Below are 12,740 nucleotides of genomic sequence, written 5' to 3'. Positions count from 1 at the left end.
CTCCTTGAACGTCACCCGACCGCTTCAGAAGCAAAGTCGTGAGCCGGAGTCTCAGAAATCGATAGCCCGGCCCTTGATTTCCCAGTCGCCGAAGCGGGCCGGGTCCTCGCCGCCGCGGCCGCCGATTTCCGGCGCACGCTCGACGGGCGGGGCGGCCTTGCGCCGCTCCTCGGCCTCCTGGAGGGCGCGAAGGGCTGCGGGCGGAAGCACCTTCCGGCCGTCGGAATGATTGTCGTTGTCGCTTTGCATGAAATTCGGCATCCTTCCCGGGATATTGAAGAATTCCTCTTGGCTAACCATCATATAGGGGCGTGACGTCATTGTGGAAAGCGCTGATTCACGTGAAACACACCCTTGACATGGGGGTGTAGCAACCGGGTGAGAGACCCAAAGGAGCCGGAAACGCATGAACACCGTTCGCACAGCCATGCTGCTCGCCGTCATGACGGCGCTTTTCATGGGCGTGGGCCTGCTCATCGGCGGCAAGGGCGGGATGATGATCGCGCTTCTCGTCGCGATCGCCATGAACTTCTTCTCCTACTGGAACGCGGACCGGATGGTGCTGTCGATGTACGGCGCCAAGGAAGTCGACGAGCGTTCGGCGCCGGAATATTACGGCATCGTGCGCGACCTCGCCCGGCGCGCCGGCCTGCCGATGCCGCGCGTCTATGTCATCAACAGCGACCAGCCGAATGCCTTTGCGACCGGCCGCAATCCGCAGAACGCGGCCGTCGCGGCCTCGACCGGCCTCCTCCAGGCGCTCAGCTACGAGGAAGTGGCGGGCGTGATGGCGCACGAACTCGCCCACATCCAGAACCGCGACACGCTGACCATGACGCTGACGGCGACGATCGCCGGTGCGATTTCCATGCTCGCCAACTTTGCCATGTTCTTCGGCGGCGGGCACAATCGCGAGAACAACAATCCGCTCGGCTTCGTCGGCGTGCTGATCGCGATGATCGTCGCGCCATTCGCCGCCATGCTCGTGCAGATGGCGATCAGCCGCACGCGCGAGTATTCCGCCGACAGGCGCGGCGCGGAAATCTGCGGCAGTCCGCTCTCGCTCGCCTCGGCGCTGCGCAAGATCGCCATGGCCGCCGGGCGCATCCCCAACGAGGCCGCCGAGCACAATCCGGCGACAGCGCACATGTTCATCATCAATCCGCTGTCGGGCGAGCGCATGGACAACCTCTTCTCCACCCATCCGAATACCGAGAACCGCATCGCCGCCCTCGAGGAAATGGCCCGTGGCATGCAGGCGCGCTCGACGGAACCGGTCAGGGCTGATAATCCGACACGCAAATCGCGCTCCGTCCCGACGACCGGCTGGGGACGCGGTGGTTCCGAACCGCCCAAAGGTCCCTGGTCTTGAACGACGACAAGCGCAAAAACAAAGCCCACCTGAAACGACATGGCGCCGGCCGCCGGCAGAACCCCGGTGAAGACGCCGCGAACCTGCCGGAAAAGCCGGGCCTTCGCGCCCGGCAGGCGGCGGCCAAGATCCTTGCCGCCGTCGTGGACCGCAAGACGCCGCTCGACGGCATGCTGGATCTCGAAAACGGCAATCCCGCCTACCGCCAGCTGAACGATGCGGACCGCGCCCTTGTCCGGGCCATCCTCAATACGTCGCTGCGCCACCTCCCCCGCATCGAGGCCATCCTCGATACGCTGGTGGGCACGCCCCTGCCCGAGGGCGCGCGGGCGCTGCACCATGTGCTGACGGTCGCCGCGGCGCAGATCCTCTATCTCGACGTGCCGGATCATTCGGCCGTCGACCTTGCGGTGGAACAGGCCCAGCTCGATCCGCGCAACCGCCGCTTTGCCAGCCTTGCCAATGCCGTGCTGCGCCGGCTTTCGCGCGAAAAGGCCTCGCACCTCACCGCCACCCGCACGGTCTCCGTCATTCCGGCCTGGTTTCTTGAGCGGCTCGTCACGATCTATGGCCGGGAGCACGCGGCGCGTATCGGCGAATCGCTGCTGGAACCCTCCGCCATCGACCTCACCGTCAAATCCGATCCGGAAGGCTGGGCCGCGCGGCTCGGCGGCTCGGTCCTGCCCACCGGCTCGGTGCGCCTGCCGGCCGCCTCCGGCGCCATCCCGGCGCTGGACGGTTTCGAGGCGGGGGAATGGTGGGTGCAGGACGCGGCGGCCAGCCTGCCGGCAAAACTCTTCGGCGACCTTGCCGGAAAGCGTGTCGCCGATCTGTGCGCGGCGCCCGGCGGCAAGACGGCGCAGCTTGCACTGGCCGGCGCCGAGGTGACGGCGCTCGACCAGTCCGGCAACCGCCTGAAGCGGCTGGTCGGCAACCTCCAGCGGCTCGGCCTGTCGGCGACGGCCGTGGAGGCGAACATGGCGGAATACCGGCCCGAAATCCTGTTCGACGCCGTGCTGCTCGACGCGCCCTGCTCCTCCACCGGGACGATCCGCCGCCACCCCGATGTGCTCTGGACCAAGGGGCCGGACGATATCGCCAAGCTCGCGCGCCTGCAGGAACGGCTGCTTCGCCATGCGCTGACGCTGGTGAAGCCGGGCGGCGAGCTGGTCTTTTCCAATTGCTCTCTCGATCCGAGCGAGGGCGAGGACATGGTTTCCCAGGTGCTTGCGGACAATCCCGAATGGCGGATCGATCCCGTCGATCCTGCCGGCTGGCCTGGGCTTGAGGCGGCGGTCACGCCGCGCGGCGAATTCCGCACGACACCCGCCATGCTGCCGGCGACCGCAACGCATGCAGGCGGGGTGGACGGCTTTTACGCGGTGCGCCTGCGCCGGAACGGGTAGGCCATCATCGTCATCAACAGTCCATCAGTATCCGGTGAATTGACGCCGCTTGCCTCCTCAGCCTACCTATAGGTGAGGAGGCATTTGTTAACCATGCAGCTTTCCGACCGGCAGCGGCTTCTCTATCTGTATATGCGTGAGGGTTGGCGCCGGTTCTCGCGTCGGCTTGCGCTCGGTCGCATCAGTGCCATGCGATTTTCCGGCAGCACGCCGGACCGTTTGATCGTCGCGCCGACGGACCTTCACCCCGCCGATTCCTTTGCCGGCGAAGAAATCACGGCCGGGCGGTTTCCGCTGGCGGGCCGCGTTCTGGAATGCGACGGCGAATCGCCCTTCGCGCTGGAATTGCCGTCGGAGGAATTCGCCGTTCGCCTTCATTCCTTCGGCTGGCTTCGGCATATGCGGCTGGTCGATCCGGAAAAGGCGGCGCAGACCGCGCGCTTCATCGTCGACGACTGGCTGCAAAGCCACGGCCGCGTGATCGGCGGGCTGGCCTGGCGGCCGGATGTCACGGCCAAGCGCATCATCGCCTGGCTTTCGCATTCCCCGGTCGTTCTCAAGGATGCCGACTATCCATTCTACCGGCGTTTCCTGAAGAGCCTTGCCTTCCAGGTGCGCTATCTTCGCCATGTGGCCGAAACGACCCGCGACGGCGAGCCGCGGCTGCGCGTGCGCATCGCGCTCGCCATGGCGTCCATCGCCATGCCCGCTTCCGTCTCGAGGATGCGCAAGGCGGCCCAGCATCTCGATGCGGAGCTCGACCGGCAGATCCTGCCCGATGGCGGGCATTGCTCGCGCAATCCGCGCGCCGCGCTCGATCTCCTGCTCGACCTGCTGCCGCTGCGCCAGACCTATGTCAATCTCGGCCATGACATGCCGTCGCAGCTCATTCCCTGCATCGACCGCATCTTCCCGGCGCTGCGCTTCTTCCGCCACCAGGGCGGCGAACTCGCGCTCTTCAACGGCGCGACCTATACGCTGGCGAACGAGCTGATGTCGGCGTTGCGCTACGACGAGACCGGCGGCGCGCCCTTCAAGGCCCTGCCCTCCACCAGCTACCACCGGCTGGCCGTGAAGGAGACGGTGGTGCTGATGGATACGGGCCTGCCGAGATCCGTCGATCTTTCCGCGACCGCGGCAGCGGGCACGCTTTCCATCGAGATGTCCTCGGGGAAGAACCGCTTCATCGTCAATTCCGGGCGCCCGCTCTTTGCCGGCGAGGTCATGCGGCAGATGGCGCGCATGACGGCGGCCCACTCGGTGGCGACGCTGAACGACACGTCCTCTTCGCGCATCTCGACCTCGCGCTTCCTCGGGCCGATCATCGTGGGCGGCGTCGGCAAGGTGGATGTTTCGCGCGCCGAGCGCGTGTCTGGGGCGGACGGCGTGACCGCGACGCATGACGGCTACCTGGAGCGCTTCGGCCTTCTCTACGAGCGCGACATCTTCGTCGCGGTCTCGGGCAACGAGATCCGCGGGCGCGAGCGCTTCTTCAGGCCGGGCCACCCGGACGGGCCGGTCGAGGGCGTTGCGGTGGTGCGCTTCCATATTCATCCCGCCATCCAGCTCTATCCCGCCTCCGACAACGAGAAGCGGCTGGTGGCGCCCGATGGCGAGGCCTGGGCGCTCACCTGCCTCGATGTCGCGGTGGAGGAGGAAGACGACGTCTTCTTCGCCGACCCCTCGGGCGTGCGGCCGTCCCGCCAACTCACGCTTACCATGCCGCTCGGCGAGACGCCGGAGATTCAGTGGTCGCTGGTGCGCCGCCGCTAGGGCGATTGGCGAAATGCTCCGCGATTCCGGTCCTTTCGCGGTTTTCTCGGGGCGGCGCCTGTGATAACGGGGCGCATGACCATCCGGCCCCTCCTCCCGGGCCGTCAGAACGGAGCGCCCCCATGGCCGTCATTTCCAAGAAAATCCCCGCCCCCGATCGCGTCGCCGTCCGCACGGCGCTCTTGTCCGTGTCCGACAAGGCCGGCATCGTCGACCTCGCCCGGGCGCTTGCCGGAAAGGGCGTGCGGCTGCTTTCGACCGGCGGCACGCACAAGGCGCTGTCCGACGCGGGACTTGCGGTGACTGATGTCTCCGACGTCACCGGCTTTCCGGAAATCATGGACGGCCGCGTCAAGACGCTGCATCCTTCCGTGCATGGCGGCCTGCTCGCCATCCGCGACGATGCGGAGCATGTCGAGGCGATGAAGGCACACGGCATCGGCGCGATCGACCTTGCCGTCATCAATCTCTATCCGTTCGAGGACGTGCGCGCCAAGGGCGGCGACTATCCGACCACCGTCGAGAACATCGATATCGGCGGCCCGGCGATGATCCGCGCCTCGGCCAAGAACCACGCCTATGTGACCATCGTCACGGACCCGGCCGATTACCCGGCCCTTCTGGAAGAGCTTGCCGACGGTTCGACCACCTATGCCTTCCGCCAGCAGATGGCTGCCAAGGCCTATGCCCGCACGGCAGCCTATGACGCGGCGATCTCCAACTGGTTCGCCGAGGCGCTCGATATGTCCATGCCGCGCCACCGCGTCCTCGGCGGTGTCCTCAAGGAAGAGATGCGCTACGGCGAGAACCCGCACCAGAAGGCGGGCTTCTACGTCACCGGCGAGAACCGTCCCGGTGTTGCGACGGCGACGCTGCTGCAGGGCAAGCAGCTCTCCTACAACAATATCAACGACACGGACGCAGCCTTCGAGCTGGTCGCCGAGTTCCTGCCGGAAAACGGCCCGGCCTGCGCGATCATCAAGCACGCCAATCCCTGCGGCGTCGCCACCGGCAGGACGCTGAAGGAGGCCTATGCGCGGGCGCTCGCCTGCGACCCGGTCTCGGCCTTCGGCGGCATCATCGCGCTCAACTCGACCCTCGACGGCGAGACGGCGGAGGAGATCGTCAAGCTCTTCACCGAGGTCATCATCGCGCCGGACGCCGACGAGACGGCGCGCGCCATCATCGCCGGCAAGCCGAACCTGCGCCTCCTGGTGACGGGCGCCCTGCCCGATCCGCGCGTGCCGGGCCTTTCCGCCAAGACCGTTTCGGGCGGCCTCCTCGTCCAGAGCCGCGACAACGGTATGGTGGAGGACCTGGAACTGAAGGTCGTCACCAGGCGCGCGCCGACCGCGCAGGAACTGGAGGACATGAAGTTCGCCTTCAAGGTCGCCAAGCATGTGAAGTCGAATGCCGTCGTCTATGCCAAGGACGGCCAGACGGCGGGCATCGGCGCCGGCCAGATGAGCCGCGTCGATTCCGCCCGCATCGCCGGCCTCAAGGCCGAGGAAGCCGCGAAGGCCATGGGCCTTGCCGAGCCGCTGACGCGCGGTTCGGCGGTCGCCTCCGAGGCGTTCCTCCCCTTCGCCGACGGCCTGCTCTCGGCCATCGCCGCCGGCGCGACTGCGGTGATCCAGCCGGGCGGCTCGATGCGCGATGCGGAGGTCATCGCGGCTGCCGATGAAGCGGGCGTCGCGATGGTCTTCACGGGCATGCGGCATTTCCGGCATTGATTAAAGCGCATCAACGCCCTTTCGTCATGCTCGGGCCAGTCCCCGAGCATCTGCAACGTCTCGATCTTTCGATGCGTCGGTAGATCCTCGGCACAAGGCCGAGGATGACGGTAGCGAGGGAAGCATGATTTGCTCCCAGAAAATCGAAACGCCCCGTTCGCGGGGCGTCTTGCGTTTCAGCCCTCGACCTTCGCGGCCGGATAGGGTGTGCGCAGGAGGAGCAGGAAGCCGGCGACGAGGAAGACGATGAGCGCCATCATGCCGAGGCGCGCCGAGCCCGTGGCGGTGGTGAGGATGCCCACCGAGAGCGGCGCGAGGAAGGACGTCGCGCGGCCGGAAAGGGCATAGAGGCCGAAATAGCGGCCGGCCTCGTCCGGATGGACGCTTTGGGCGAGATAGGAGCGGGCGGACGCCTGTACCGGGCCGAAGGCGAGGCCGACGAGCAGGCCGTAGAGGATATAGGCCTTTTCCGCCGCGGTGCCGAAGAGGCCGCCGCTGTCGGCCGTCGGCAGCGGGATGAGGCCGAAGAGCGTGAAGCCGGGGCCGGTGGAGACGATGCCGACGGTCGCGACGGTGAGGCAGAGGAGGCTCATGACGACGACGGCCTTGGAGCCGAGGCGCCTGTCGAGGCGGCTGGCATAGAGGCAGCCGCCGATCGCCACGACATTGAGGATGATGCCGTAGATGCCGAGCTCGAAGGTCCGCCAGGCGAACATGCCGGCCGCGAAGGTGCCGCCGAGCGCGATCAGGCCGTTGACGCCGTCCTGGTAGATCATGCGGGCGATAAGGAAACGCAGGATGCCGGGCTTCTTCCTGAGATCACGAAGCGCGGTGGAAAGATCGGCAAAGCCGGTGCGGACGGCCGCGGCGATCGGCAGGCCGCGGCTCTGGTCCGGGGTGAAGAAGAACATCGGCAGGATGAAGACGAAGTACCACAGCGCCGAGATCGGGCCGGTGATGCGCGCGTCCTCGCCCGTAGCGGGGTCGATGCCGAAGAGCGGCGCGATGCCGATGGCGGTTTTCCCGGTCTCGGGATTGGCGGCGAGCAGCGCCACGACGGCGATCAGCACGATCATGCCGCCGAGATAGCCGAGGCCCCAGGCGATGTTGGAGATGCGGCCGGTGTCTTCCGGGCGCACGAGCCGCGGCATCATGGAATCGTTGAAGACGATGGAGAATTCCGCCGCGACGGTGGCGAGGACGACCATCGCCATGGCGAAGGCGAGGCTGCTGCCGGGAATAGCCAGCCAGAGGGCGGAAAGCGACAGGATCTTCACCACCGCAAAGGCGGCAATCCAGGGCTTTCGCGCGCCCGAGGCATCGGCGATGGAGCCCATGACGGGCGCGAGCAGCGCGATGGCTATGCCGGCGAGGGTGAGCGTGTAGCTCCAGGCCGCCTGGCCTGCGACGGGGTCTTCGGTCAGGCGCGAGACGAGATAGGGGCCGAAGATGAAGGTGGTGATGACGGTGAAGAAGGGCTGGGCCGCCCAGTCGAACAGCATCCAGCCGGCAATGCCGAGGCGGCCCGCCCGGGGCTTGCGGCTTTCCGTTGCGATCGTCATCGCCCCTCCTCGATTGCGGGGGCGACGACCGCGCCCGTCCTGAAGCCGGCTAACGGAATGCCTGATCCGTCAGCCGGCAGGGGACTGTCTCACTTCGCCCTTTCCTGCGCAAGGTCGCTGAGGACGCCCGCGGCAACGCTGACCTTGGCGAGGGTGGCTTCGCCCGATTCCGTCAGCGCCGAGAGGTTCGCCGTCACGCGCGCAAGCCGCTCCTTCTCGGCATTCTGCCAGGCGGCGAGCGGGGCCTTGTCGCCCTTGTGACGCGCCAGCACGGCGCTTGCGAGGTCGCGGCGGGCATTGGCGATGTCGGCGAGGCTGCGCTGCAGGGCGAGGGCCTCGTAGAGATCGCCGGTCGGAATGCGGCCGGCTGCCGAAAGCAGGCGGCCGATATTGAGGGCGCCGCTGATGCCGGCGAAGACCTGTGCCGTCTTGCCGAGCGAATCGCCTGTCGCGGCCGCGATCAGCATGACCTCCGGCACGAAGGTCAGCATCGACAGCGTGGCGATTTCCTCGGCGAGGTCCGACGGCACGCCCTCGTCCTCATAGGCATGGGCCTTGCGGCGGGCTTCTTCGGCGGCCGCCTCGGAAATCAGCGTCGCAAGGTTCGGGCGGAGCTGCCTGAGCGCCTGCTTCAGCCTGTGCACCGCCTGGTCCATCGGGCCGGAGACGGCGCCGGTCGTCAGAAGCAGGCCGGTCACGGACGCATAGATGCGGCCGATCTCCTCGTAGAGATCGTTCTGGACGGAGCCGGAGACCAGGGTGTCCAGCGCATCGACGCCGGCATAGAGCGCCGACAGGCCGTAGCCGTCGCGGGCGATGATGGCGGCCTTGACCGCATCGCCCGGGCCGAAGCCGGTGCCGTCGGTGAGCGTGTTGATGAAGGCCGGGCCGCCGCGGTTGATCACCTCGTTGGCGAGGATCGTCGCGATGATCTCGCGGCGTAGGCGATGCGAGCGGATATCGTCCGCATAGGCCTTCTGCATCCTGGCCGGGAAGTAGCCCGTCAGCATCGGTTCGAAATAGGGCTCGTCCGGCAGGCTGGTATGAACCAGCTCGTCGAACAGCACCAGCTTGGCATAGGAGAGCAGCACGCCGATCTCCGGCCGCGTCAGCGGCTTGCCGGCCTGGTAGCGCTCGGCGACGGTGCGGTCGTCGGGCAGCGTCTCGACCTTGCGGTTGAGCTGGCCGGCGGCCTCCAGGCGGTCCATCAGACGTGTCAGCGGCGCGCGGTTGGCAAGGCCCTGCCGTTCCGTCAGCGAGATCGCCAGCGACTGCAGGTAGTTGTTGCGCAGCACGAGATGGGCCACCTCGTCCGTCATCGAGGCGAGCAGCACGTTGCGCTTGGCGCGCGTCAGCCGCTCCTCGCGCATGGCCGAGGCGAGCGCGATCTTGATGTTGACCTCGACGTCGGACGAGTTCACGCCGGCCGAGTTGTCGATGGCATCCGAGTTGCAGCGGCCGCCCTTGAGGCCGAAGGCGATGCGGCCGCGCTGGGTGACGCCGAGATTGGCACCCTCGCCGATCACCTTGGCGCGCACGTCTTCGCCGACGATGCGGATCGGGTCGTTGGCGCGGTCGCCCACTTCCGCGTCCGTCTCGTTCTGGCCGCGGATATAAGTGCCGATGCCGCCGAACCACAGGAGGTCGACGGGGGCCTTCAGGATCGCCGTCATGATCTCGAAGGGTGTCGCCTTGGCCTTGTCGAGGCCGATCACGGCCTGGGCTTCCGGCGTCAGCGTCACGGATTTCTCTGTGCGGGGAATGATCATCGCGCCCTTGGAGAGCACTGCGCGGTCGTAGTCCTGCCAGCTGGAGCGCGGCAGGTTGAACATGCGGCGGCGCTCGGCAAAGGACGTGTCGGTATCCGGCGACGGATCGATGAAGATGTCGCGGTGGTCGAAGGCCGCGACGAGACGGATCTTGCGCGACAGCAGCATGCCGTTGCCGAAGACGTCGCCCGACATGTCGCCGACGCCGGCGACGGTGAAGGGCGTCTTCTGGATGTCGATGTTCATCTCGCGGAAGTGGCGCTTGACGGTTTCCCAGGCGCCGCGGGCGGTGATGCCCATCTTCTTGTGGTCGTAGCCGGCCGAGCCGCCCGAGGCGAAGGCATCGTCGAGCCAGAAGCCGGCTTCCTGGGCAAGCCCGTTCGCCGTGTCGGAGAAGGTCGCCGTGCCCTTGTCGGCGGCGACGACGAAATAGGGGTCGTCCCCGTCGATGCGGACCGTATCGGCCGGCGGCACGACGTCCTGGCCGACGATGTTGTCGGTGACGGAGAGCAGCGTGCGGATATAGGTCTTGTAGGCCTCGGTGCCGGCTTTGAAGACCGCGTCGCGGCTGCCGCCGGCGGGAAGCTGCTTGGGGTAGAAGCCGCCCTTGGCGCCGACCGGCACGATGACCGCGTTCTTCACCTGCTGCGCCTTGACGAGGCCGAGCACTTCCGTGCGGTAGTCCTGCGCGCGGTCGGACCAGCGCAGGCCGCCGCGGGCGACCTTGCCGAAGCGCAGGTGCACGCCCTCCACCTCCGCGCCGTAGACGAAGATCTCGCGGAAGGGACGCGGCTCCGGCAGGCCGTCGAGGGCCTTCGGGTCGAGCTTGATCGCCAGCGTCTTGCGCGGCCTGCCGTCGGCATCCTTCTGGAAATAGTTCGTGCGCAGCGTCGCCTCTATGGCGTTGACGTAGCGCCGCAGCATCCGGTCCTCGTCGAGGCTCGGGACGGCGGCGAGCGCTTCCTCGATCGTGGCGGCGACCTCCGCCGACTTCTTCTCGCGCTGGCGGTCCGAGAGCTTCGGATCGAGGCGGGTTTCGAACAGGCGGAAGAGATTGGCGGCGATAGCGGGATACTTGTTGAGCGTATCGGCGATATAGCCCTGCGAATAGGCGATGCCGGTCTGGCGCAGGTAGCGTGAATAGGTGCGCAGCGCCATGATCTCGCGGGCGGAAAGGCCGGCGGTGAGGATCAGGCGGTTCAGCGCGTCGTCGTCCACCTCGCCGTGCCAGGCCGCGAGGAAGGCGTCCTCCAGCATCGGGCTCAACCTGGCGAGATTGACCTCCTGCCCATCGCGCTGCCGAAGTTCCATGTCGTGCAGGATGACGCGGCGCTCGTCGCCGTCGAGGCCGGCGACGGTCAGGTCGTGCGTCTGCTCGCTGACCACGCCGAAGCCGAGGTTTTCAAGGAGCGGCACGCGCCTGGAGAGCGAAACCGGCTCGCCGGCATGGAAGATCTTCAGCTCGACGGAAGCGAGATCCGTGTTCCATGCCTTGCGGTAGAAGGCGATGCGGATCGGGTTTTCCGGCGTCGCCGTGGTGATCAGGGCAAGATCGGCATGGGCCTCGGCCGGGGTGAAATCCTCCTGGTAGCCGCGGTCGGTGACGAGGCGGACGCCTTCGGCGCCGGAAAGCGCCTCGAAGCGGTCGGTCCAGCGGGTCGCGATCTCGCGCACCGCCTGTTCGAGCTTGCCTTGCGGAATGCGCGGCGTCTTGCCGCCGGAGCGGCCGATGATGAAGTGGACGCGCGCGAGGCCGCCTTCCGGGAAGGCCGGGTAATAGGCGGAGACGCGGCCGTCATAGGCCGATTTCAGGTAGCTGCCGATCTTTTCGCGGACATCGGAATCGTATTGCTCGCGCGGCACGTAGACGATGACGGAGACGAAGCGGTCGAACCGGTCTATGCGCGGCAGGACGCGGATGCGCGGCCGGTCGGAAAGTTCGTTGATCTGCTCGCAGAAGGTGGCGAGCAGGCCGGTATCGATCTGGAAGAGATCGTCACGCGGATAGGATTCCAGCGTATTGATCAGCATCTTGCCGGAGTGGCTCTTCGGATCGTAGCCGAAGTTCTCGATCACCGCCTCCACCTTGGAGCGCAGCAACGGAATCTGGCCGGCGGCATGCGTATAGGCGGTGGAGGTGAAGAGGCCGACGATGCGGAGCTCGCCGATCACCCTGCCCTTCTCGTCGAAGCGCTTCAGGCCGACATAATCCATGTAGGCGCGGCGGTGCACGACGGATTTCACATTGGCCTTGGTGACGATCAGGAAATCCGGGCCCTCGAGGAATTCGAGGATTTCCGGCGTCGTCGTCACGGCGTCCTTGCCGAGGCGCAGTACCCGCACGTCGGGATCGGACAGGATGCCGAGGCCCTCGCCGCCGCGTTCGACCGTCGCCGCCTCGCCCTTGCCGGAATAGCTGTATTCCCGCATGCCGAGGAAGGTGAAGTTGTTGGCCCGCAGCCAGGTGAGGAAGGCCAGCGCCTCGTCCTTGCCGGGCTTGGCCTTGGCATAGCGCTCCATGTCCGCCATGGCGCTGTCGATCTTCTTCACCATGGCGGGCCAGTCGTCGACGGCGAGGTGAACCTGCGCCAGCACGCTTTTCACGCGCTCGGCGAGCGAGGCGGCTTCGCCGGGCGACAGTTCCGACAGGTGGATCTCGATGTGGCTGACGCGGTGCTGCGGATCGCTGTCCTCGTCGGGCGAGAAGAGCCTCGGCGCCTCGCCCGGCGTCACGACGAGGATCGGGTGGACCGCGAGATGAATGTCGCGATGCGTGCTCGTCACCTCGCCCATCACCGAATCGTAGAGGAAGGGCTGGTTGCGGTCGGTGACGGACAGCACGGAAACCGGCTCGCCCTGCGGATCGACCCCGGGGAGCGTGGTGACGGTGACGCGCGGTTCGGTGCCGTCGAAGGCCTCGATCTCGGCCATCGCATGGGCGGCGGCGGCGGCCAGCATCTCGCCCGTATAGTGCTCCAGGTCGTCCTTGCTGGCACGGCCGAAAAGAATGTCGGGCTGGAGCGTCTTTGCGCCGAGGGCGGCGGCTGCGGCCTTTGCGGCCTCGATGTGTTTTTCTCGTTTCACGTTGGTCCTGGCACCCATGGAATGCTCCCTCGAATCCGATG

At 66.9% G+C, this 12,740-nt stretch carries 7 protein-coding genes; 4 read left to right on the top strand and 3 right to left on the bottom strand.

Annotated elements, in window-relative coordinates; all coding sequences use genetic code 11:
• Positions 1-51: 51 nt before the first annotated feature.
• A complete protein-coding gene (locus L0976_RS12635) occupies positions 52-249 on the bottom strand; it encodes a DUF1674 domain-containing protein (protein ID WP_203316923.1) in 198 nt (65 codons plus the stop codon).
• Between the two features lie 157 nt (positions 250-406).
• Here L0976_RS12635 and htpX point away from each other — a divergent pair, with 157 nt between their 5' ends.
• The 4 genes from htpX (at position 407) to purH (ending at position 6,284) form a co-directional block, all read left to right on the top strand.
• Complete coding sequence (gene htpX, locus L0976_RS12630; protein WP_234187629.1) at positions 407-1,372, top strand: zinc metalloprotease HtpX; 966 nt, start codon at positions 407-409, stop codon at positions 1,370-1,372.
• Positions 1,363-2,778: an RsmB/NOP family class I SAM-dependent RNA methyltransferase gene (locus tag L0976_RS12625; protein ID WP_234187743.1), complete on the top strand. Its 1,416-nt coding sequence runs from the start codon at positions 1,363-1,365 to the stop codon at positions 2,776-2,778. Before htpX ends, L0976_RS12625 begins: the two co-directional genes overlap by 10 nt.
• 93 nt (positions 2,779-2,871) lie before the next feature.
• Positions 2,872-4,551: a heparinase II/III family protein gene (locus L0976_RS12620; protein WP_234187628.1), complete on the top strand. Its 1,680-nt coding sequence runs from the start codon at positions 2,872-2,874 to the stop codon at positions 4,549-4,551.
• Positions 4,552-4,673: 122 nt separating this feature from the next.
• Positions 4,674-6,284: a bifunctional phosphoribosylaminoimidazolecarboxamide formyltransferase/IMP cyclohydrolase gene (gene purH / locus L0976_RS12615; protein WP_234187626.1), complete on the top strand. Its 1,611-nt coding sequence runs from the start codon at positions 4,674-4,676 to the stop codon at positions 6,282-6,284.
• A 176-nt stretch (positions 6,285-6,460) separates the two neighbouring features.
• Here purH and L0976_RS12610 read toward each other — a convergent pair whose 3' ends face one another.
• Together L0976_RS12610 and L0976_RS12605 are read right to left on the bottom strand one after the other, a co-directional pair.
• Complete coding sequence (locus tag L0976_RS12610; protein ID WP_234187624.1) at positions 6,461-7,846, bottom strand: MFS transporter; 1,386 nt, start codon at positions 7,844-7,846, stop codon at positions 6,461-6,463.
• Between the two features lie 89 nt (positions 7,847-7,935).
• The gene (locus L0976_RS12605) at positions 7,936-12,717 is read right to left on the bottom strand and encodes an NAD-glutamate dehydrogenase (protein ID WP_234187622.1); all 4,782 of its coding nucleotides are present in this window, start codon (positions 12,715-12,717) and stop codon (positions 7,936-7,938) included.
• Positions 12,718-12,740 lie beyond the last annotated feature (23 nt).

It is taken from the genome of Shinella sp. NM-101 (assembly GCF_021401195.1).
In the GTDB taxonomy this organism is placed as follows: Bacteria; Pseudomonadota; Alphaproteobacteria; order Rhizobiales; family Rhizobiaceae; genus Shinella.
This window is presented reverse-complemented; position numbering and strand designations above follow the sequence as displayed.

Coding starts and splice junctions, on each gene's coding strand:
- L0976_RS12635 (WP_203316923.1), bottom strand. CDS start 249: ATGCAAAGCGACAACGACAATCATTCCGACGGCCGGAAGGTGCTTCCG.
- htpX (WP_234187629.1), top strand. CDS start 407: ATGAACACCGTTCGCACAGCCATGCTGCTCGCCGTCATGACGGCGCTT.
- L0976_RS12620 (WP_234187628.1), top strand. CDS start 2,872: ATGCAGCTTTCCGACCGGCAGCGGCTTCTCTATCTGTATATGCGTGAG.
- purH (WP_234187626.1), top strand. CDS start 4,674: ATGGCCGTCATTTCCAAGAAAATCCCCGCCCCCGATCGCGTCGCCGTC.
- L0976_RS12610 (WP_234187624.1), bottom strand. CDS start 7,846: ATGACGATCGCAACGGAAAGCCGCAAGCCCCGGGCGGGCCGCCTCGGC.
- L0976_RS12605 (WP_234187622.1), bottom strand. CDS start 12,717: ATGGGTGCCAGGACCAACGTGAAACGAGAAAAACACATCGAGGCCGCA.